Source organism: Rhizobium sp. RU36D (assembly GCF_900176345.1).
GTDB lineage: Bacteria > Pseudomonadota > Alphaproteobacteria > Rhizobiales > Rhizobiaceae > Allorhizobium.
Genome location: NZ_FWXU01000004.1, coordinates 201623 through 224138 on the forward strand (window position 1 = coordinate 201623; position 22516 = coordinate 224138).

The window sequence follows — 22516 nt, forward strand, 5'->3', positions numbered from 1 at the left end:
CTGCTGCCGGAGGGCTTATCGCTCCGGCTTCACCATCGCATCCGCCTGGCCATCTGGTGTCATTGGCGGTGGCAGCGGCACGCCCTTGGTGCGTTCGCGTGACAGCGTCAGCAGACCCGAGCCGACAATCAGTACGATCCCGGCCAGCATCGGCGCATCAACGGCGTCGCCGAAGATCAGGTAGCCGAACAGGATCGCCCAGATCATCTGGCTGTATTGAGTCGGCGCGAGGATCGCCGCTGGCGTGTAGAAGGCGGCATACATGATCAGCACGTTGCCCACGGCGCCGAGAAGGCCGTAGGCTGCCAGCAGCAGCCAATCCTGCGGGGCAGGCGGTGTGTAGGACGGGATCATCGCCAGTCCGCAGATCACCAGGATGCCAAGCAGGCCCGAGCCATATTGCGACAGATTCTTTTCCGAAGGCCCCACGGCGCGGAACACCACGATGGAAACGGCACCGGATATGCCGGCCAGCACAGCGCCGGCATGGCCGATCGAAAGCTCGCGGAAGCCAGGCCTCAGTACGATCAGCACGCCGATAAATCCGAGCGCCACCGCACCCCAGCGCTTGAGGCCAACGATTTCCTTGAGAAAGATCACCGACATGATGGTGACGAAGGACGGCAGCAGGAAGATCAGGCAGAAGGCTTCGGCCATAGAGAGGTGCGTGAAGGCGGTGACGCTGCCGATGCAGCCGAGGCCTTTGGCGACAAAGCGCACGATCCATAGCGGCCGGTTGGTTGTAGCGAAGATGTCGCTCCAGCGGTCGGCCTTCTTCTTGAGGAAGGGCAGGGCAGCAGCGCCGAAACAGGCACCGAAGAAAGCCGATTCGAAGGGCGACATGCGCCCCGCGATATATTTGACGGCGGCATCACTGCAGGAATAGGCGGCAAAGGCCGCAAATGCGAGCAGGATGCCCTTGAAAATCTGATCGGAGCGCAAGGCAGACTCGGGTGCTGGAAGCAATCTTCACGCGTGAAGCTGTGTGAAGTGCTTATGCCCGGCAGCCCCATGCGTCAATTCAGATTTCGCTGCTCATCCTGCTTGGTCGCCGCGATCTGGCGCAGGGCATTGGCAAACTCATCAACCGGCTGCGCGCCGCTCACCGCATAGCGCTGGTCGATGATGAAGAATGGCACGCCGTTCACGCCCATCTGTTGTGCTGCAGAGATCTCATCCCGAACCGTATCCTTGTCGGCTTCGCCTGAAAGCAAGGTGTTGACGACGGCGCGGTCAAGACCCGATGCTTCGGCAATATCGAGGAGGACCTGCCGGTCGCCTACGTTGCGGCCCTCTTCGAAATTGGCCTTGAACAGCGCATCGACCACCCGGTTCTGAACCTCACGGCCCTCCACTGCTGCCCAATGCGAAAGGCGATGGGCGTCCAGCGTGTTGGGACCAACCTTTACCGCGGCAAAGTCGAAGGCAATGCCCACTTCCGCGCCGAGCTTGGTCAGCTGTGCATGGGCGCGATCCATGTTTTCCTTGCCACCCAGCTTGGCCGCGAGCGCCTTCTGGTGATCGACACCCTCTGGCGGATAGTCCGGGTTGAGCTGGTAGGGGCGCCAGTTCACATCCACGCCGATCTCGTCCTGGATCTGGGCGATCGCGAGTTCCAGCCGGGCCTTGCCCAGATAGCACCAGGGGCAGACGACGTCCGACACGACGTCAATGGTGATGCGCTGCATGCTAAATCCTTTCCAGGGAGGGCGGGTCTAAAAAAATATCCTCGCGACTTAAGCCGCGAGGATTTGGTTTTCAACCAGTTACGTGGAGGGAACTACCCGGAAAAACCACAGAATGCGCTATTGCACCCGGGTGTCATACCAGGTCGGCAGCTGGTAGCCATAAAGCGGCGTCGTATCCGGACGGCCTATATGCTTCCACCGCGCCACCCATTGTTCGCCGACGTGATAGAGCGGCACGACGTAATGGCCGGACACCAGCAGCCGGTCATAGGCGCGCACGGCGGCCCGGAAATCCTCCAGGCTGCGGGCATTGACGAGCGCGTCGATCATCCGGTCGATATCGGGATCGGCCACGCCGGCATAATTGAAGCTGCCCTGGGCGTCGCGCGATGCCGAGCCCCAGCGGTTGATCTGTTCGGCACCTGGTGACAACGAAGAGGTATAGGCCTTGACGATCATGTCGTAGTCGAAGCTGTTCGAGCGGGCCTGATACTGGGCATCATCAACGGTGCGGATCGTCATGGTGACGCCGACCAGGGCCAGCGCTCGCTGATAGGCGATCGCCATCTTCTCCTGGCCTTCGTTCTGCGTCATCACCTCGAAGGTGAAGGGCTTGCCCTGGGCATCCACCATCTTGCCGTTGCTGATGGAATAGCCGGCGGCCCGCATCAGTTCCACCGTACGGCGCAGGATGTTGCGATCGGCTCCCGAGCCATCGGAGACCGGCAAGACATAGGTTCCGGCCAGGATCGCGGGATCGATCCGGTCGCGCGCGGCACCAAGCAGGTTGAGTTCGCGATCGTCAGCGGCATTGCCATAAGCGCCGAGCGACGAATTCTGCCAGAAGCTTTGGCTGCGCTTGAATGCGCCGCTATACAGGTTCTTGTTCACCCACTCGAAATCGAAGGCGAGGGTGAGGGCTTCACGCACCCGTGGATCGGCAAAGATCGGCCGCCGCGTATTAAAGACGAAACCGAGCATGCCCGAGGGCAGGCCGGGCTGGAAAACTTCCTTCACCACATCGCCATTCGCCGCGGCCGGGAAATCATAGGCCCTGGCCCAGTGACCCGCATCGCCATCCGGATAGATCGAGACGTCGCCTTTCTTGAAGGCCTCAAACAGGATATTGTCCTGCAGGAAATAGGTAACCGAGATCTCGTCGTAATTATCAAAGCCGACCTTGGATGGGATATCCTTGCCCCAGTAGTTGGGATCGCGCTCCCACACGATCTTCTCGCCGGGCTGGATCGACTTGATCTTGTAGGGGCCGGAGCCGAGCGGCGGATTAAGCGACGTCTGGTCGAATGTCGCAGGATCGATCGCATGCTGCGGCAGGATCGGTGACATCGCGATGATCAGCGGTGTTTCGCGATTGGCCTTGTCATTGAAGGTAAAGCGAACGGAGCGATCGCCGACCTTTTCCATCTTCTCTACCACGGCCAGCCGTCGGTTATAGGGCGGGCGGCCCTTTTCCTGCAGCAGGTTGAACGAGAAGATCACGTCTTCGGGCGTCACCGGCTTACCATCCTGCCAGCGGGCGGCCGGATTGAGGTTGAACTGGATGAAGGTACGATCTTCATCCCATTCTACCGTCTCGGCGAGCAACCCATAGAGAGAAAAGGGCTCGTCGCTAGAGCGCGTCATCAGTGATTCGTAGAGCAGGTTGCCGTATTCCGGATCCCAGACGCCACGGGCCGTCGTGCGCATGCCCTTGAGGACGAAAGAGTTCAGGGCGTCGAAGGTCCCCACCACCCCATAGGAAACCTTGCCGCCTTTCTTCACGTCCGGCTTCACATAGGGGAAGTGCTTGTAGTCCCGAGGCAGAGCCGGTTCGCCGTGCATGGCAATGCCATGCACGGGTTCGGCTTGGGCCAGGCCGGCTGTCATCAGGAATGCGAGGCCGAAAACAAGCTTGCGCACGGATGGTCCTTTCAGGAAGATTCGCAAAATCGCGGCAAAATACCATGAACACCGGCAAATCCAACCTCACCTTAGGTTATTTGCCTTGCGGTGCCGGGAAACCACCAAAGAAGTGCTGGATATTCGCGACGCTGCGATGTAACAGGATGCCCAGGAAGTCGAGGTCATGTATTTGCCTCAATTAAACGACAGGTGACTGGGCACTATCGTTAACCACACCGGTTCGCCAAGTCGCTTCCGATTGGATTTCAGGAGACGGATTTCGTTATGATGCTCACACCAATCACATCCATGCGCGGCGCGCTGTCCGCTCTCGCGCTTACCATTGGCGCCGCGAGCCTGCCGCATATGGCTGCTGCGCAGGAGGCCGCTCCGGCTGGCGCACCGCCGCAGGGATGGTTCAAGACCTGCGCCAAGCAGGAAGACGCCGACGTCTGCATCGTGCAGAACCAGCTGGTCGCACAGAATGGTCAGCTGATCACGGCCGTTGGCCTGATCACCGTCGAGGGCAAGGTCAACCGCAAGCTGATGCAGGTCTCGGTTCCGGCCGCGCGCCTGATCCCGCCGGGCGTTACCATGCAGATCGATGGCGGCAAGCCGCAGAAGTTTGACTACGCGGTCTGCCTTCCTGATCGCTGCACGGCGGAAATTCCGCTGACCGATGCCATCATCGCCAGCCTGAAGAAGGGCAGCGAAGTGGTCTTCACCTCGATCAACTTCCGCCGCATTCCGAACCCGATCAAGATCGCGCTCGAAGGCTTCACCGGTGCGTATGATGGCGAAGCGATCACCCAGTCGCAGGCTGAAGAGCGCCAGCGTGCACTGCAGGAAGCGATGCAGAAGAAGAACGAAGAAGCCCGCAAGGCTCTCGAAGACGCACAGAAGGCTTCCAAGCAGGGCCAGTAATCCCGGACCATTGCTTCAGACGAAAAAAGCCCGGTTTGTCCGGGCTTTTTGCATTTGAGGGGACTGAGCGGCTTGGGAGACCGCTGTCAGGCCTCAATGGGCGAAATTCATCCGCGGCTTGTAGCGCCCCGCCTGTTCCATAACGAAGATCTGCTGCACATGGGGGTTCCTGAGCGGCAGCTGGCTTTCGTCATGCTCCAGATTCTGCTCGGAGACGTAAGCGACATATTCGGTTTCGTCGTTTTCAGCCAGCAGGTGGTAGAATGGCTGGTCCTTGCGAGGACGCACTTCCGCCGGAATGGAGTTCCACCATTCCTCGGTATTGGCGAATTCCGGATCGACATCGAAAATCACGCCCCGAAACGGGAACACCTTGTGACGGACGACATCACCGATGGCAAATTGAGCGATACGTTGCTTCATGGCTTTCATCCTTTCCCTTGATAATCTGGGGTCAGAATTGCCGGATATCAAGAGTGAAGCCCCATATCTGTTGCAAAACTGTCACCTTGACCTCGCCTTACCGCGTGGAAGCGATGCCAGAAGCACCCCGCCCATGACCAGGATGATCCCGGCCGCGTGATAGGTGTGAAACGTTTCGCCGAGAAACACCACCGCCATCACGATCGAGATCGGCGGCATCAGGTAAAGGGTGACACCAGCCATGGCCGGCCCGAACACCCGCACGGCATGCTGGAAGCAATAGAAGGCGGCCAGCGAGGCAAACAGAATGATGCCGCCGAGCTTCCACCAGTCGCTGGGGCTGTCGGGCAATAGCCCACCGGTCAGAACCTCGTAAAGCGCGGGCGGTAGCAGCACGACCGCCCCGGAGATCGCAAGCAACCCGAACAAGGGCAGAGGCGCAATCTCCTTCATCGCCGGGTTCCGCAAGGCGAGAGAATAGAGAGCGAAGGCGATTGCGGCAACGAGAATGCCGAGGTCGCCGATATTGAAAGTGAGCGCCGCCAGGGCCGCCAAGGATCCTTTTAGGACAATAACGGCGACACCGGCAAAGGCGATCACCATGCCGGCGAGTTCGCGGAGGCTAATCGGCCGCCCCTGGAACATCCATTGCAACAGGATGATGAAGAGCGACGAGGTGGTGTAGATCAGCGTCGCGTTCGATGCGGAGGTCAGCGTCAGCGCCCAATAGACGAAGCCCCCGCAAATGCCCATGCCGAGAATGCCGAGCCATAGCCACAACAGGGTGTGATCGCGAACGAAGGCGATGGCTGTCCGTCGATCGGCATAGACAAAGGGTAGAATGATCAATGCTGATCCCGCCCAGCGAATGAAGGCCGTGGTGAAGGGCGCGATATCGCCGGTGATGCCTCGTCCGAAGATCAGGTTGGAGGAGAAGAAGACCGGGGCGAGAAAGTAGAAAGCCCAGTCGAGCGGACGCGGTCTGGATGCCCCGTCTGTCATCATTATGGTAAACCGATCAACAGGCCGCAAAGATGAGGAGCGGCGAAAAAAGATGCGAGTCAACTTTGATCCTATCGTTGGCCCGGCATGCTGGGAAGCGCCAATCCGCCGTCACCGGCCGCTCTTCCCCTTGCTTGCGTGCATGCTGATTTCGCGCTACCTCAAGCACGTAAAGTCTTCGCAGGAGCGCTCTTGGCAAACCAATGGGGTAGGGACAGTCAGCTTCCATCAAACCGTGGGGCAGGCGGGACGATAATCGCCGTGTTGGTGGCTCTGTCGTTGGGGGCAGCGGCGAGCTACGGCTATATGCGGTTTGCCCAGCCTGATCAGAGTGCTCAAGTCTCAGAATTGACAGCTGAAAATGACCTGCTGCAGCAGTCTCTGCACGAAGCGCAGACAAAACTGGAGCAGAATGCCGCATCGCTCGCTGAGGCTGAAAAAGCCAGAACTGCGGCGGAAAACGCCGTTCGGCAGCGTGAGGCGGCGGAGGCAGATGGCAACTCCGAAGTGGCCGAGTTGCAAAAGCGTCTTGCGGAGCAGGCGAAAGAGCTGGACAGGCTGACCGAACAATTGGCCGCGGCCAGCAATTCCGACGCCACAGCCTCTGCGCAGGAGATGACTGCCCAAAATCAGCAACTGACGGCCAAGCTGCAGCAGGTGCAGGCGCAGGTGCGATCGGTCGAGGCGGAGAGGGACAGGCTTGAGAAGGAGCTTGCCGCATCAAGACAAGATGGACAGGCGAGCGCTGCGGCTACAGGCCGCGAACTCGATGAGCTACGACAGTCCGTTGTTCCACAGCTGCGCGCAGAAATCGAGCGGCTCCAGCAGCAGGCAAAGGCACTGAACGCCGAAAAGTCTCAACTTCAGGCAGGCCTTGAAACACTGCAGGCGCAAGCCAATGCCGACCGGGCGGCACGCGCACAGCTGGACGATGAGTTGCGGGTTGCACGCGCCAGAGTCGCCGAGCTGGAACGGCAGTTGGCTGCACAGACCGCCGACATCCAGGCGGCAACGCCAGCCCCGCAAAACGAAACGCCCGCCGAGAAGCCAGCGACGCCATCCGCCAGAAGTCCGCGCGATCCGAGTGAGGTCGACAACGCGCTTCGACGCGCACCGGGCTTGACGACGCTGTCGTCGGATCAGGAGACGCGCCTGCGTTCCGCGCTGGTCGACGGTGCCTGCGTGACTGATGCCTTGGACGCGGCCTTCGATCGTGTGCCGGTCATCACGCTCAGAAACCTGATCCGCGATCTCAACAGCGATTGCTGACGTCCAATATTGCGGTTGTTTGGCCGGCCGGGGGTCTGTGCGACACATTTGAAGCTTGAAGGGAGACGAGCATGCGAGGCAGGACGTGGTTTCATCGGATTGTGGTGCTGGGACTAGCGCTGATCGCCGGCGCCATGCCGGCAGCCTCGGCCGAATTCGAGCGCAACATCATGACCGGAGGGCCGACGGGGACCTACATCCGCATCGGTCGCGATATTGCCGGCCTCGGCCAGGAATGCGGGCTCACACTCAACGTTCAGGAAAGTGCGGGCTCGCTTGAGAACTTCATTGGCGTCCGCAACCGTCGCAACACGCAATTCGGCATCGTGCAATCCGACGTGCTGGAATATCTCAAGACCTTCGAAGCCAATGATCCCGAAGTGCAGGACGCCGTTCGCGGTGTCAGGATCATGTTCCCCCTCTATAACGAGGAAATCCATGTTCTCGCCAAGCGGGAGATCGGCACCCTCAAGGATCTCGCTGGCAAGAAGGTCGCGATCGGGGTCAAGGACAGCGGCACTTTCCTGACGGCATCGCTGATCCTGGACATTTTGCAGGTCAATGCCGCCGAGCGCGTGCCGATCAACCCGGATGCCGCCCTGCCGAAATTACAGGCCGGTGAAATCGACGCATTCTTTTATGTGGCCGGCGCCCCGGCGCCGCTGTTTGCCAATGCTGCCATCGACCAGCAGAAATTTCACCTGGTGCCGATCAAGGATGCCCCGCTCTTGGCGACCTATAACAGCGCTAGCATCCCGGCGGGCACGTACGCCTTCGAACAGGGTTCGGTTGACGTCGTCGCCGTCAAGGCCGTGTTGATGACCTTCGACTACGACCCCAAGCGAAACGCCTATCACCGCGAGAGCTGCACCACTGTTGCGGATTTTTCCAGTCTTATCCTTAACGGTCTCGGCAAGCTTGAGCAGCAGGGACATCCGAAATGGAAGACCGTGGATCTCACGGCCCTGCCGCCTGGATGGCAGGTCGGCTCTTGCGTGAAAGTCGGGCTGGCGCTCGACTACGAGCCCAAATGCACCAAGCCGGCGACCTCTCCCGCGAGCGACGCAAACGAGGACTATCTCAATCTCCTCAAGCAGCGTTTGAAGCAGCAGCCATAGAATGCCGGCAAGCGGACACAAAAAAACGGCGAAGCAACCGATGCTCCGCCGTTTTTTGTTGTGATGGCGGTCGGAAATCCGACCGCCCAGAGGCCTTTAGGCCGAGTAGTACATGTCGAATTCGACCGGATGCGGGGTCATTTCGAAGCGCATGACTTCCTGCATCTTGAGTTCGATGAAGCTATCGATCTGGTCGTCATCGAACACGCCGCCAGCGGTCAGGAACTTGCGGTCCTTGTCCAGGCTTTCAAGCGCTTCGCGCAGCGAGCCGCAGACCGTCGGGATCTTCTTCAATTCCTTCGGTGGCAGGTCGTAGAGGTCCTTGTCCATCGGCTTGCCGGGATGGATCTTGTTGCGGATGCCGTCAAGGCCGGCCATCAGCATGGCGGCAAAGCCCAGATAGGGGTTCTGGGTCGGGTCGGGAAAGCGCACTTCCACACGCTTTGCCTTCGGATTGGAGCCGAACGGAATGCGGCAGGAGGCCGAACGGTTGCGTGCCGAGTAAGCCAAGAGAACCGGCGCTTCGTAGCCCGGAACCAGACGCTTGTAGGAGTTGGTGGTCGGGTTGGTGAAGGCGTTGATCGCCTTGGCATGCTTGATGATGCCGCCGATGTAATACAGGCAGGTTTCCGACAGACCGGCATATTCGTCGCCCGCAAAGGTCGGCTTGCCGTCCTTCCAGATCGACTGGTGGACGTGCATGCCCGAGCCGTTGTCGCCAAAGATCGGCTTCGGCATGAAGGTTGCCGTCTTGCCATAGGCGTTGGCGACCTGATGCACGACATACTTGTAGATCTGCATCTTGTCGGCATTGCGCACCAGCGTGTCGAACTTGACGCCGAGTTCGTGCTGGGCAGCAGCGACTTCATGGTGCTGCTTTTCGACCGTCACGCCCATTTCGGCAAGCACAGTCAGCATTTCCGAGCGCATGTCCTGGCAGCTGTCGATCGGCGGAACCGGGAAGTAGCCACCCTTGACGCGCGGACGGTGGCCGAGGTTGCCGGTCTCATAGTCCATGTCGTCGTTGGACGGCAGTTCGCTCGAATCCAGCTTGAAGCCGGTATTGTAGGGATCGGCCTTGTACTTCACGTCGTCGAAGACGAAGAATTCGGGTTCGGGACCGACGAACACGGTATCGCCGATGCCGGACGCCTTGAGATAGGCTTCAGCCTTCTTGGCAGTGCCGCGCGGATCGCGGTTGTAGGATTCGCCCGAGACCGGGTCAAGAATGTCGCACAGGATGACCATCGTCGACTGGGCGAAGAAGGGGTCCATATGCACGGTGTCCGGATCCGGCATGAGAACCATGTCGGACTCGTTGATCGCCTTCCAGCCTGCAATCGAGGAGCCGTCAAACATGACACCGTCGGCGAACATGTCTTCATCGACGCAGGAGACGTCCATCGTCACATGCTGCAGCTTGCCCTTCGGGTCGGTAAAGCGCAGGTCCACGAACTTGACGTCGTTGTCCTTGATCTGCTTGAGAATATCGTTTGCGGTCGTCATTTGACGTTTTCCTTGAGTGAGATGACGATATGGGGGCCTGACCTCCCTTGACCAGGCCGTTTAGATGGCGTCGATGCCAGTCTCGCCGGTACGAATGCGTACCACTTCCTCGACATTGGATACGAAGATCTTTCCGTCTCCAATGCGACCGGTCTGGGCGGCGTTGCGGATAGCATCGATCACCGCTTCCACATTTTCATCGGCCAGCACGACCTCGACTTTGACCTTCGGCAGGAAGTCGACAACGTATTCGGCACCCCGATAAAGTTCCGTATGGCCCTTCTGGCGGCCGAAACCCTTGGCTTCGGTGACCGTGATCCCCTGCAAGCCGACTTCCTGAAGGGCTTCCTTCACTTCGTCCAGCTTGAAGGGCTTTATGATCGCTTCGATCTTTTTCATGAGAAAATTTCTCTCCGCTTCTTTCATGAAAGCAGGATCATGCCCGCTCGCCCAGCGTTATGCACGTAACGTGCCAACTACCTGTATGAATTCGATGAAACGCGTCCATCAGGGCACGCCTCGATGCTGATCTTGCCGATTGCAGGACAAAAAGCCAGTGCCATTTGCCTAATTTTTATGAATGCGCCGCATTTTGCCACAGCAGTCTTTCACCGCCCGAAAGGCGCATCTGACCCTAGCGTAACGCTCGCGGTTCACGAAATAGGCATATGATTAATTTTGATGCATTTCAGTGCTTTATTGTGCTCTGTTCACAGGCCCCATCATTTGATTGAATAGCCCAATGGCTGACTTTGACCCACACATGCTACTAACGCCGACCCAGATGAGCGCGGTCGATCGCGCTGCGGTTGATTCGGGCATCGAGTCCTACGGGTTGATGGAAAAGGCCGGGCAGGCCGTCGCAGCGGCGGCGTTGCGGCTCTATCCGCAAGCCCATCGCTTTGCCGTGCTGTGTGGTCCCGGCAATAATGGTGGGGATGGCTATGTCGCCGCCCGGGCCTTGGCCGCCTGCGGGGCGACGGTGGCTGTGTTCCATCTCAAGGATCCCGCCCGTCTCAAGGGCGATGCCCTGACGGCCCATGTCGCCTGCAAGCTGCCATCCGCAGCGCTTTCCGACTTCCGGCCGCAAGGGGGCGACGTGGTCATCGACGCCATTTTTGGCGCCGGGCTTGATCGCGCTGTCGATCATGAGATCATGGCCGCTATCGCACGTGTCGAGAAGGCCGACGTGCCCGTGCTCGCCGTCGATCTGCCATCCGGCGTCAATGGCCGGACCGGTATGCCGATGGGGGCCGCTTTCAAGGCCGCGCACACGGTGACGTTCATGGCGCGCAAGCCGGGGCATTTGCTGATGCCCGGCAGGCTGCTATGTGGCACGGTGGAAGTTGCCGATATCGGAATTCCCCGGCGCATCCTGACCGCCCATGCCGACCGTCTGGCAGAAAATGCCCCGAGCCACTGGCAACAGCATCTCCCGGTTCACGGCGCCATGGACCACAAGTTTTCGCGCGGGCATCTCGTCGTATTCTCAGGCGAGGCCAGCGCTACGGGTGCCGCGCGGCTATCTGCCCAGGCTGCCTTGAAGACGGCGGCCGGCCTGGTCACCATGGCTTCCCCTGAAAACGCGATGACGGCCAATGCGGCCCATCTCACAGCCATCATGCTGAAGCGCATCGATGATACTGATGACCTTAAGTCCTGGATCGCCGACAAACGGCTGTCGGCCTTCGTGCTTGGTCCCGGCTTCGGCGTCGGTCAGAAGGCCCGTGACTTTACGCTGTCCCTGTCTCAGCACAGGCTGGTGCTTGATGCCGATGGCATCACCAGCTTCAAGGACGATCCGGACCTGTTATTTTCGGCCTTCGCCGGCGGCGAGACGCGCTTGGTGCTGACGCCCCATGACGGGGAATTCGCGCGGCTGTTTCCCGATCTTGCCGGCGACCCCAGTTTGGGCAAGGTCGAGCGCGCGCGCATGGCGGCCGCGAGAGCCCATGCCGCGGTGGTCTGCAAGGGAGCCGATACGGTGATTGCGGCACCCGATGGCCGCGCCTTGATCAATACCAATGCGCCGGCCTGGCTGGCCACGGCCGGTTCCGGCGACGTGCTTGCCGGCATTATCGGCGGCTTGATGGCCGCGGGCATGCCGGCTTTCGAGGCGGCTGCCGCCGGGGTATGGCTGCATGGCGAAGCCGGCCAAAAAGCGGGGCAGGGCATGACGGCAGAAGATCTGGCAAAGGCCGTGAGGCCACTATAGCAGTCGGCTTTTTCTCAGCATGCCCTGACCTTCTAGCACCGGATAGGCGATCGATACGACCAGTGAATTGATCTCCTTCAGATCGCGCATGGTGTCGATATGCAGAGAGCTGGAATCGAAGCTTGCGATATTTCCGGCGCGGAGCCTCTGCATATGCTGCTCTTCACTGCATCGCACCAGTTCGCGAACGGCCTCCTTGCGCGCAACCAGCTGGCGCGCATGTTCCACATCCCGGTTGACCAGCAGATTGAAGGCGAGCCGCGCGTTCTTCACCACCTCGTTGTGCATATCCGTCAGCTCCGCCCACCCCTCCGGCGAAAACACCACCTTGCGTTCATGCTTCTTGCGCGCCCGCGCCAGCATGTTCTGCGCAATGATGTCGGCCGCCTGTTCGATCTTCACGGTGGCGCTCAGCAAATTCTGGCACTGGGCCGCGGAATCCGCGTCGAGCACGCTTTCGGAAATGCGGGCGAGATAGAACTTGATGTCGCGATGGATCGCGTCGATCTCGTCATCCAGCCCGGCAATCCGCTCCATCTTGGCGGCATCGAAATGGTCGTAGAGCTCGAAGATGCGGCCGAGCATGATTTCGGTCTTGTCGCACACCGCCAGAACCTCTCGCGTGGCGTTGTTCACGGCCTGGCGCGGATTGCTGAGATCGGCGGGATTGAGCGCGGAAAGGCGCTGCTCCAGGAAAGCCGCCGTCGGCGCCTTCGCCGGCAAGATAAAGCGCTGCAGCAAATGCGCGACCAAGCCGGTGACCGGCAAACCCACAACGAGAACAGCGGCATTGATGGCCAGATGCGCCACGACAACCGCATCACCAAGTCCTGATGCAAGCAGGCCTGGATCGAGCGCAAAGCGCATCTGCAGCCCCAGCGCCACCAGCGTGACGCAGCCGCGAATGACGACATTTCCCAGCGGCACGATACGAGCCACCGCTTCGGCATTCTTCGTCAGCATGGCGCCGATGATCGCCGCCCCGAAATTGGCGCCGAGCACCAGCGGGATGATCAGGACCGGCGGCAACACGCCGCGATCCGCCAGGGAGGCAAACAGCAAGATGGTCGCAACACTGGAGTGGAATGCCCAGGCCAGCACAGCGGCCAGAAGAAAGGCGCTCAGCCAGTCCTGCGCCAGGAAGTTGATCACGATCGGCAGGATCTGGCTATGCCGCAGCGGATCGGAGGCTTCGCCGATCAGTTTCAGCGACAAGAGCAGCAGCCCCAGGCCGAAGCAAATGCGGCCTGCCTGCCGCAGGTCCCGCGCCTCCGACGCCCGGAAGGCGATGGTTCCCAGTAGCAGCAGAATGGGAATGAGCAGCGACAGGTCGTGCCGCAGGATGCGTACAACGAAGGCCGAACCGAGATCGGCTCCCAGCAGCGTCGCCACACCAATGGCAGACCCGACATATCCACCCGCCACGAAGGACGACATGATCAGGGCAACCGCGGTGGCACTCTGCAGCGCCACCGCAAAGAAGAAGCCTGCAACGGCCGCCGAAAACCGGTTCCCTAGCGCAAGCCTCAGTCTGTCTTTGAGAATATGCCCATAGGCACGCTCGACGCCGGTTCGCACCATGCGCGTTGCCCACAGCAGCAGGGCCACCGCGCCCGCAAGATTGATAAAGACCGCAATGCCTGTCATGAAAAAACTTCCGAGCGCTCTGCGGTTTGTCGCAGGGACACATATGCTTCACGGAATCGCAGCTGAAGACATGCGGTTCTGCGACTCACGTTAGCTCAGAATCGCCATTGTCACAATTTGCCGACACATGGCTGTATAGTGGGCTGAAGCAACAACTTAAGAGAGTTTCGACTGCAGCAGCCGCGCGCCGTTTGGCGCATTCACCTTTCCGCCGGAAATGAAGAACGCAAAGACGTCTCGCGGGGCCTGCGGGGCCTTATGGTGCGGATCGATAGGCTGCAAATCCCCAGGCATATCCCCGGCGGCATAGGCTTTGAACCGGTCGGCCCAGGTTTCGATCGCAGCGACGGGATAGCAGCTCTGGACATCATCCGTGCCGCGCTGAAGCCGCGAATAGATAAAGTCGGCCGTCACGTCGGGAAACATGGGATAGTCTTCGTGATCAGCGCAAACAGCCGCAACACGATGCTTGACCAGCAGCGCAACGAATTCCGGCACGCAGAAGGACGGGTGACGCGGCTCGACCACATGCCTGAGGGCGATCCCGTCCTGCTGCTTTGGCAGTAGCGAGAGGAAGGCGTCGAAATCGTCAGGCTCGAATTTCTTCGTGGCCATGAATTGCCACAGGATCGGCCCGAGATGGGGGCCAAGCTCCGTTATGCCCTGGCCAAGAAATTTGCCGATTGACTCGCCAGCCTCGGCCAGCACCTTGCGATTGGTGCAAAACCGGCTCGCCTTCAGCGAAAACACGAAGCCATCAGGCACTTCCGACGCCCATTTTGCGAAGGTCGCCGGCTTCTGGCTGGAGTAATAGGTGCCGTTCACTTCGATTCCCGTCAGTTCGCGGCTGGCGAATTCCAACTGCTTTTTCTTGGGCAGCTTCTCCGGATAGAAGCTGCCTTCCCAGGGATCAAAGGTCCAACCGCCGATTCCCGTGCGAATTGCGCCTGACTTGGTCATGAAACATACTCTCCTGTCATGGGCAGCGTCAGACAAAACCCGCCTTCAGCGCGGGCCCTAATCACTCCGCCGCAGCACGCTTACCTCCGCGACGCTCCAGCAGTTCCTTGAGGAACTGGCCGGTGTAGGAGCGCTCGACCTTGACGATATCCTCAGGTGTGCCCTGGGCGACAATCTCGCCGCCGCCGTCACCGCCTTCGGGTCCGAAGTCGATGATATAGTCGGCGGTCTTGATCACTTCGAGATTGTGTTCGATAACCACCACGGAATTGCCCTGGTTGACCAGTTCCTGCAGCATTTCCAGCAGTTTGGCCACGTCGTGGAAATGCAGGCCGGTCGTCGGCTCATCCAGGATATAGAGCGTCCGCCCTGTCGATTTCTTCGACAATTCCTTGGCAAGCTTGACGCGCTGCGCCTCGCCGCCGGAGAGCGTGTTGGCCTGTTGCCCGACCTTGATATAGCCCAGGCCGACATCGAACAGGGACTGCAGCTTGTCGCGAACCGAAGGCACGGCGGCGAAGAATTCCACGCCTTCCTCGACCGTCATGTCGAGCACATCGGCGATCGACTTGCCCTTGAACGTCACATCCAGGGTCTCGCGATTGTAGCGCTTGCCGTGGCAGACGTCGCAGGTGACATAGACATCCGGCAGAAAGTGCATCTCGATCTTGATCACACCATCGCCCTGGCAGGCCTCGCAACGCCCACCTTTGACGTTGAAGGAGAAGCGGCCGGCTTGATAGCCGCGCGCTTTCGCCTCCGGAAGGCCCGCATACCAGTCGCGGATCGGCGTGAAGGCGCCGGTATAGGTCGCCGGGTTTGAGCGCGGCGTGCGCCCGATCGGTGACTGGTCGATGTCGATCACCTTGTCGATGAACTCGAATCCGTCAATCCGCTCGTGCTCTGCCGGATTTTCGCGCGCGCCCATGACCCGTCGTGCGGCCGCCTTGTAGAGCGTCTCGATCAGGAAGGTCGATTTGCCACCACCCGATACGCCGGTCACGGCGGTGAAGACGCCGAGCGGAATGGCAGCGGTAACGTTCTTCAGATTGTTGCCGCGGGCACCGACGACCTTGATCTGCTGTCCCTTTTTCGGCTTGCGGCGGACGTCGGGAACCGCCACGCCCAGCGCGCCGGAAAGGTATTTGCCGGTCAGCGACTTCGGGTTCTTCATGATCGCCTGCGGCGCGCCTTCCGCGACCACCTGTCCGCCATGGATGCCGGCCGCCGGACCGATATCGACGACATAGTCCGCGGTCAGGATCGCGTCCTCGTCATGCTCGACGACAATGACCGTATTGCCGATATCGCGAAGATGTTTCAGCGTCTCAAGCAGACGGGCATTGTCGCGCTGGTGCAATCCGATCGATGGCTCGTCGAGGACGTAAAGCACCCCGGTCAGGCCCGAGCCGATCTGCGAAGCCAAGCGAATGCGCTGACTTTCGCCGCCGGACAAGGTTCCGGAGTTTCGCGACATAGAGAGGTAGTCAAGGCCGACATCATTGAGGAAGCGCAGCCGCTCGCGGATCTCCTTGAGGATCCGTGCGGCGATCTCGTTCTGCTTGGCCGAGAGCTTTTCCGGCAGGTCTTCGAACCATTGGCCTGCGACCCGGATCGACATTTCGGTGACCTGGCCGATATGCAGCCCGTCGATCTTGACCGCCAGCGCCTCGGGTTTCAGGCGGAAGCCGTTGCAAGCCGGGCAGGGGGCGGCCGACATGAAACGCTCGATTTCTTCGCGCGCCCAGGCACTATCGGTCTCCTTCCAGCGGCGCTCCAGATTGGGCACGATGCCTTCGAATGTCTTGGTCGTCTTGTAAGAGCGAGCGCCATCGGCATATTCGAATTCGATCTTCTCATCCGTGCCATGCAGAATGGCGCGCTGCGCCGCCGGCTTGAGATCCGACCACTTGTTCGACAGTTTGAAACCGAATTCCTTGCCCAGCGCCTCAAGCGTCTGGTTGTAATAGGGCGAGGACGACTTGGCCCAGGGTGCAATCGCACCGTCATTCAGCCGCCGTTCCGTCTCCGGTACGATCAATGCCTCATCGATCTTTTGCTGGAAGCCGAGACCGTCGCAGGTGGGGCAGGCGCCGAAGGGATTGTTGAACGAGAATAGCCGCGGCTCGATCTCCGGAATGGTGAAACCGGATACCGGGCAGGCAAATTTCTCCGAGAACATCACCCGCTCATGGGTTTCGTTCAGCGATTTGTTGGCCGATCCGCCAGCGGCCGTTTCTTCCGGCGGCAGCGGCTTGTCGGCAAACTCGGCAATGGCAAGCCCGTCGGACAGCACATGGAGGCAGGTCTCCAGGCTGTCGGCCAGGCGCGATGCGATATCGTCGCGCACCACGATGCGATCGACCACCACATCGATGTCATGCTTGTATTTCTTGTCCAGCGCCGGGACATCGGCGATTTCGTAGAACTGGCCGTCGACCTTGACGCGCTGGAAGCCCTTTTTCATGAGCTCGGCCATTTCCTTCTTGTACTCGCCTTTGCGCCCGCGCACGATCGGCGCGAGAATATAAAGACGCGTGCCCTCGCCGAACCCAAGGATCCTGTCCACCATCTGGCTGACGGTCTGGCTCTCGATCGGAAGGCCCGTCGCGGGCGAATAAGGGATGCCGGCGCGGGCAAACAGCAAGCGCATGTAGTCGTAGATTTCGGTGACCGTGCCGACGGTCGAACGCGGGTTACGCGACGTCGTCTTCTGCTCGATGGAAATCGCTGGCGACAGGCCCTCGATCTGGTCCACGTCGGGCTTCTGCATCATTTCGAGGAACTGGCGCGCATAGGCTGACAGGCTCTCGACATAGCGGCGCTGACCCTCGGCATAGATCGTATCGAAGGCGAGCGAGGATTTGCCGGAGCCGGACAGTCCCGTCATCACGATCAGGCTGTTGCGCGGAAGGTCAATATCGATACCCTTCAGATTGTGCTCGCGCGCGCCGCGGATTGAAATGGTCTTCAGTTCACTCATGACAGGGGCTCGTATGGGGGAGGATCGCTTCTTATGTAGTCATCGTTGCGGCGCTGTCGAGCCACAAGGACCTCTTGCGTTCCTTTTTCGATTCTGTTGACAGGATCATAGCGGAAATATAGAACAAATAAAGAACATATTTCCCTGTGGATTAAACGCCGAGAATGCGCAAAGGGCGGGCCCTTTGCTTTAAGATCGACCGATGGTTATCAGATGGATCGCGCGGCGGCGCGGCGACGAGGTGTGAGTATGGCTGGCAGCGTGAACAAGGTAATTCTGATCGGAAATCTGGGTGCAGATCCGGAAATCCGTCGCACGCAGGACGGTCGTCCGATCGCAAACCTGCGGATTGCGACCTCCGAAACCTGGCGTGACAAGAACAGCGGCGAACGCCGCGAGAAGACGGAATGGCACACCGTCGTGATTTTCAACGAAGGCCTGTGCAAGGTGGCGGAGCAGTATCTCAAGAAGGGCTCGACGGTTTATGTCGAGGGTGCGCTCCAGACCCGCAAGTGGCAGGACCAGAACGGCCAGGATCGCTATTCCACCGAAGTCGTGCTTCAGGGCTTCAATTCGACCCTGACCATGCTCGGCGGCCGGGGCGAGGGTGCTGGACAGGGCGGTTCGCGCGGCGGCGACGATTTTGGCAGCTATGGCGGCAACGATTATGGCGCGCCGGCACCATCGCGCGGTGGCTCGTCAAACCGTGGGTCCTCCGCACCATCAGGCGGAAGCTTTTCGCGCGATCTGGACGACGACATCCCGTTCTGATCGCGCTGGAGATCAGTGGTCGCGGTTTAAATCACGATTGAACCGCGTGCCGGTCACAGGCCGAAGGCGGCCTTGATGCCGTCGACCACGAACTGGACCGAAAGGGCGGCAAGGATCACGCCGAGCAGCCGGGTGAGCAGCGCCCGGCCGGTGACGCCAAGCGCACGGTTCAACCGGTCTGCCAATAGCAAGGCGGCAAGCACCAGGGCGAGACAAACGGCGATGACGGCGATCAATTGTGCTTTGCCTGCCGTCTCCGGCATCGTGCCCGAAATAAGCACGGTTGCCGAGATTGCGCCCGGGCCGGCGATCAGGGGAATGGCCAGCGGGAACACGGCGATGTTGTGGATGTGATCCTTGGTGATGGCGGCGTCGCCGGTTTTTTCCTTTCGCTCCTGACGTTTTTCAAAAATCATCTCGAAAGCGATGGTAAACAGCATCAAGCCGCCGGCTATGCGAAATGCACCCATGGAAATGCCGAGCGCTGACAGGATGCTCGCGCCGAACAGTGCAAAGACCGTGAGGATGCCGAAGGCGATCAGGGAACTTCGAATGGCCACTTGGCGTCGCTGCAGCGCGCTCATCCCTTGGGTGACGCCGATGAACAGCGGGGCGAGGCCGGGCGGATCAACGGTGACCAGCAAAGTCGTGAATGCGTTGACCAATTGTTCCACAGATGCCATGGGTTCCCTCCAACGTCGGCCTTAGCATGCTTGAGAGGGCGTTTGCGAGCAAGCGGCTGTTTCCATTCATGGCCTTGGCGTGTTCCTTTCGCGCCGTGCCAGGCTTGCGTGACGAGGGGTGGATTGTCCATGGCCAGGAGGTCGGCTTCCCGCGGTTGTTGGCAGCGGTTCAACAACGGCTTTGAGACCAAAAGGCTGTTCAAAACCCCCGCCGAAATTGGCGCGGCGACGGCCTTTCGGCTATAAACTAGACAGTGATTCTGAATAGAGATCGTGACCTGATTTGACTGAGCAAAGCACTCCCGGCGGCGGCAAGTTTCCGTCCGACATCGAGCCGATTTCCATCATTGAGGAAATGCAGCGGTCCTATCTCGATTACGCGATGAGCGTTATCGTGAGCCGCGCGCTTCCCGATGTTCGCGACGGACTGAAGCCGGTTCATCGCCGCATCCTCTATGGCATGTCGGAACTCGGCATCGACTGGAACAAGAAATACGTCAAATGCGCCCGCGTCACCGGTGACGTGATGGGTAAGTACCACCCTCATGGCAACCTGGCGATTTATGACGCGCTGGCGCGCATGGCGCAGGACTGGTCGCTGCGACTGCCCTTGATTGACGGTCAGGGCAATTTCGGTTCGATCGATGGCGACCCGCCGGCGGCGGAACGCTACACGGAATGCCGGCTGGAAAAGGCGGCCCATGCGCTGCTCGACGACCTCGATAAGGAAACCGTCGATTTCCGCGACAACTATGACGGCACGCTGTCAGAACCGGTCGTGGTTCCGGCCAAATTCCCGAACCTGCTGGTCAACGGGGCAGGCGGCATCGCAGTCGGCATGGCCACCAACATTCCGCCGCACAATCTCGGCGAGGTAATCGACGGCTGCATCGCGCTGATGGACAATCCAGCGATCGAACTGCCGGAACTGATGCAGATCATTCCCGGTCCGGATTTCCCGACAGGCGCTCTGATCCTCGGCCGTTCTGGCATCAAGTCGGCCTATGAAACCGGGCGCGGCTCCGTGATCATGCGCGGCGTCGCGCGCGTCGAGCCGATGCGTGGTGATCGCGAGCAGATCATCATCACAGAAGTTCCCTATCAGGTGAACAAGGCCACGATGATCGAGAAGATGGCCGAGCTTGTGCGCGAGAAGCGCATTGAGGGCATTTCCGATCTTCGCGACGAGTCCGACCGTCAGGGCTATCGCGTTGTCATCGAGCTGAAGCGCGATGCCAATGCGGAAGTCATCCTGAACCAGCTCTACCGCTATACACCCTTGCAGACCTCGTTTGGCTGCAACATGGTGGCGCTGAATGGCGGCAAGCCGGAACAGCTGACACTGATCGACATGCTGCGCGCCTTCGTCAGCTTCCGCGAGGAAGTCGTTAGCCGGCGAACGAAGTTCCTGCTGCGCAAGGCCCGCGAGCGCGCCCATGTGTTGGTAGGTCTGGCGATTGCAGTTGCCAATATCGATGAAGTGATCCGCGTGATCCGCAGCGCGCCCGACCCGCAATCGGCACGCGAAATCCTCATGACCCGGCGTTGGCCGGCATCGGATGTCGAATCCCTGATCCGCCTGATCGACGATCCCCGCCATCGCATCAACGATGACAACACCTACAACCTGTCGGAAGAGCAGGCGAGGGCAATCCTCGAACTGCGCCTGGCCCGCCTGACGGCGCTTGGTCGCGACGAAATCGATGAGGAATTGAACAAAATCGGTGCGGAAATCACCGACTATCTCGATATCCTGTCCTCGCGTCTGCGCATCCAGAACATCGTCAAGGGAGAGCTGACCGCGGTTCGCGACGAGTTCGGCACCCCGCGTCGCACGCAGATCGTCGATGGCGGTCCCGACATGGACGACGAGGACCTGATTGCCCGCGAAGACATGGTCGTGACGGTGTCCCATCTCGGCTATATCAAGCGCGTGCCGCTGACCACCTATCGCGCGCAGCGCCGCGGTGGCAAAGGACGTTCAGGCATGGCGACCCGTGACGAGGATTTCGTTACCCGGCTATTTGTCGCCAGCACCCATGCGCCCGTGCTGTTCTTCTCCTCGCGCGGCATTGTCTACAAGGAAAAGGTCTGGCGCCTGCCGATCGGCACGCCGACCTCGCGCGGCAAGGCGCTCATCAATATGCTGCCGCTGGAACCCGGCGAGCGCATAACCACGATCATGCCGCTGCCCGAGGACGAGGCGAGCTGGGACAATCTCGACGTCATGTTCTCGACGACGCGCGGTACCGTTCGCCGCAACAAGCTCTCGGACTTCGTGCAGGTCAACCGCAACGGCAAGATCGCGATGAAGCTCGAGGAGGAGGGCGACGAGATCCTCTCTGTCGAAACCTGCACTGGGCCGAACCTCGATCTCGGCTTGCCGGGCGACGACGTGTTGCTGACCACCGCGCTTGGCCAGTGCATCCGCTTCCCCGTGGATGATGTCCGCGTATTCGCCGGACGCAATTCCATCGGTGTTCGCGGCATATCGCTTGCCGAGGGAGACCGGATTATTTCCATGACGATCGTCGGCCATGTCGATGCCGAACCGTGGGAACGCGCCGCCTATCTGAAGCGCTCTGCCGCCGAACGGCGTGCCAGCGGTGTCGATGAAGAGGATATCGCGCTTGTTGGCGAAGAAGTGACCGAAGAAGGTCAGTTGTCGGACGAACGCTACGAATATCTGAAGTCACGCGAGCAGTTCGTGTTGACCGTCTCGGAGAAGGGGTTCGGCAAGCGCTCGTCGTCCTACGACTTCCGGACATCGGGACGCGGGGGCAAGGGTATCCGCGCCACCGACACCTCCAAGACCAACGAGATCGGTGAGCTTGTTGCCGCCTTCCCGGTCGAGGACAAGAACCAGTTGATGCTGGTCTCCGATGGCGGGCAGTTGATCCGCGTGCCGGTAGACGGCATCCGCATCGCCAGCCGCGCAACGAAGGGCGTCACGATCTTCTCAACCGCCAAGGATGAAAAGGTTGTCTCGGTCGAGCGGATCAGTGAGCCCGAAGGTGAAGAGGAACTGGATTTGCCGGCCTCTGTTGATGGCGCGACCACCAGCGAGACGGATGGCGGCAATGATCGGGCCCCCATTCCGGATGGAGATGCATCCGCCTGACGCTAAAAACCCTCCAATCTGAATGGTTGGAGGGTCTTGATTTACCGGCCGAAGTGGTATTTCCGAAAATAAAAAAGCGGCGCTTCACCGGCGCCGCTTTTTTTGACGATAATTGTGTGTTCCGTGTCGCAGCCACTGTTTGCCCGTCAGGGTCAAAACGCCTTGTGGCGGTCAATTATCGACTTGAAGTCCTGATTTTCTCGGCGGAGCGCAGAGACGGTCGAAGCCACGGAGGCGACGAACATGCAACTGATCAGCGCAGCAAGCGTTGCCAATGTTACGAACATTGTCATTCCTTTCTTCT

The 22516-nt window shown here is 60.0% G+C and carries 17 protein-coding genes; 6 read left to right on the forward strand and 11 right to left on the reverse strand.

Translation table 11 applies throughout. The features are described 5' to 3' along the window. Nucleotides 1-15: 15 nt before the first annotated feature. From B9A97_RS07190 to B9A97_RS07200, 3 genes are all read right to left on the reverse strand, one after another. Complete coding sequence (locus B9A97_RS07190) at nt 16-942, reverse strand: DMT family transporter (protein WP_084364349.1); 927 nt, start codon at nt 940-942, stop codon at nt 16-18. Nucleotides 943-1016: 74 nt separating this feature from the next. Then, nucleotides 1017-1688 (reverse strand): DsbA family oxidoreductase, encoded by a 672-nt coding sequence (locus B9A97_RS07195; RefSeq protein WP_084364350.1) that lies wholly within the window; start codon nt 1686-1688, stop codon nt 1017-1019. A gap of 117 nt (nt 1689-1805) precedes the next feature. Continuing rightward, entirely contained in the window at nt 1806-3575 is a 1770-nt protein-coding gene (locus tag B9A97_RS07200; RefSeq protein WP_084364460.1) for an extracellular solute-binding protein, read from the reverse strand. A 300-nt stretch (nt 3576-3875) separates the two neighbouring features. Between B9A97_RS07200 and B9A97_RS07205 the strand changes: the two genes are divergently transcribed. Next, nucleotides 3876-4514 (forward strand): invasion associated locus B family protein, encoded by a 639-nt coding sequence (locus tag B9A97_RS07205; RefSeq protein WP_084364351.1) that lies wholly within the window; start codon nt 3876-3878, stop codon nt 4512-4514. Nucleotides 4515-4607: 93 nt separating this feature from the next. Here B9A97_RS07205 and hspQ read toward each other — a convergent pair whose 3' ends face one another. Further along, a complete protein-coding gene (hspQ, locus tag B9A97_RS07210; protein WP_084364461.1) occupies nt 4608-4937 on the reverse strand; it encodes a heat shock protein HspQ in 330 nt (109 codons plus the stop codon). Nucleotides 4938-5018: 81 nt separating this feature from the next. Continuing rightward, a complete protein-coding gene (locus B9A97_RS07215) occupies nt 5019-5942 on the reverse strand; it encodes a DMT family transporter (protein WP_084364352.1) in 924 nt (307 codons plus the stop codon). Nucleotides 5943-6200: 258 nt separating this feature from the next. Between B9A97_RS07215 and B9A97_RS07220 the strand changes: the two genes are divergently transcribed. Then, nucleotides 6201-7208, forward strand: coding sequence for a coiled-coil domain-containing protein (locus B9A97_RS07220; RefSeq protein WP_143530362.1), 1008 nt, complete (start codon nt 6201-6203; stop codon nt 7206-7208). Nucleotides 7209-7279: 71 nt separating this feature from the next. Further along, complete coding sequence (locus tag B9A97_RS07225; protein ID WP_084364354.1) at nt 7280-8326, forward strand: TAXI family TRAP transporter solute-binding subunit; 1047 nt, start codon at nt 7280-7282, stop codon at nt 8324-8326. Between the two features lie 96 nt (nt 8327-8422). On the opposite strand, the gene glnA is transcribed toward B9A97_RS07225, so the two are convergent. Both glnA and B9A97_RS07235 read right to left on the reverse strand, forming a co-directional pair. After that, the gene (gene glnA / locus B9A97_RS07230; protein WP_084364355.1) at nt 8423-9832 is read right to left on the reverse strand and encodes a type I glutamate--ammonia ligase; all 1410 of its coding nucleotides are present in this window, start codon (nt 9830-9832) and stop codon (nt 8423-8425) included. A 60-nt stretch (nt 9833-9892) separates the two neighbouring features. Beyond that, the gene (locus tag B9A97_RS07235; protein ID WP_006727717.1) at nt 9893-10231 is read right to left on the reverse strand and encodes a P-II family nitrogen regulator; all 339 of its coding nucleotides are present in this window, start codon (nt 10229-10231) and stop codon (nt 9893-9895) included. Nucleotides 10232-10574: 343 nt separating this feature from the next. Between B9A97_RS07235 and B9A97_RS07240 the strand changes: the two genes are divergently transcribed. Next, a complete protein-coding gene (locus B9A97_RS07240; protein WP_084364356.1) occupies nt 10575-12047 on the forward strand; it encodes an NAD(P)H-hydrate dehydratase in 1473 nt (490 codons plus the stop codon). Here the strand turns inward: B9A97_RS07240 and B9A97_RS07245 are convergent. From B9A97_RS07245 to uvrA, 3 genes are all read right to left on the reverse strand, one after another. Beyond that, nucleotides 12042-13694, reverse strand: coding sequence for a Na/Pi cotransporter family protein (locus B9A97_RS07245; RefSeq protein WP_084364357.1), 1653 nt, complete (start codon nt 13692-13694; stop codon nt 12042-12044). The two genes, B9A97_RS07240 and B9A97_RS07245, sit on opposite strands and share 6 nt — an antisense overlap. Before the next feature lie 156 nt (nt 13695-13850). Further along, entirely contained in the window at nt 13851-14654 is an 804-nt protein-coding gene (locus tag B9A97_RS07250) for a DUF72 domain-containing protein (RefSeq protein WP_084364358.1), read from the reverse strand. A 61-nt stretch (nt 14655-14715) separates the two neighbouring features. After that, complete coding sequence (gene uvrA, locus B9A97_RS07255) at nt 14716-17637, reverse strand: excinuclease ABC subunit UvrA (RefSeq protein ID WP_084364359.1); 2922 nt, start codon at nt 17635-17637, stop codon at nt 14716-14718. A gap of 249 nt (nt 17638-17886) precedes the next feature. Between uvrA and B9A97_RS07260 the strand changes: the two genes are divergently transcribed. Next, nucleotides 17887-18408: a single-stranded DNA-binding protein gene (locus tag B9A97_RS07260; protein WP_084364360.1), complete on the forward strand. Its 522-nt coding sequence runs from the start codon at nt 17887-17889 to the stop codon at nt 18406-18408. Nucleotides 18409-18461: 53 nt separating this feature from the next. Here the strand turns inward: B9A97_RS07260 and B9A97_RS07265 are convergent, their stop codons facing one another. Then, nucleotides 18462-19091: a MarC family protein gene (locus tag B9A97_RS07265; protein ID WP_084364361.1), complete on the reverse strand. Its 630-nt coding sequence runs from the start codon at nt 19089-19091 to the stop codon at nt 18462-18464. Nucleotides 19092-19374: 283 nt separating this feature from the next. On the opposite strand from B9A97_RS07265, the gene gyrA reads away from it, so the two are divergent. Next, nucleotides 19375-22212 carry a DNA gyrase subunit A gene (gene gyrA / locus B9A97_RS07270; RefSeq protein WP_084364362.1) on the forward strand — a complete coding sequence of 946 codons (2838 nt, stop codon included), beginning with the start codon at nt 19375-19377 and terminating at the stop codon, nt 22210-22212. Nucleotides 22213-22516: the final 304 nt, after the last annotated feature.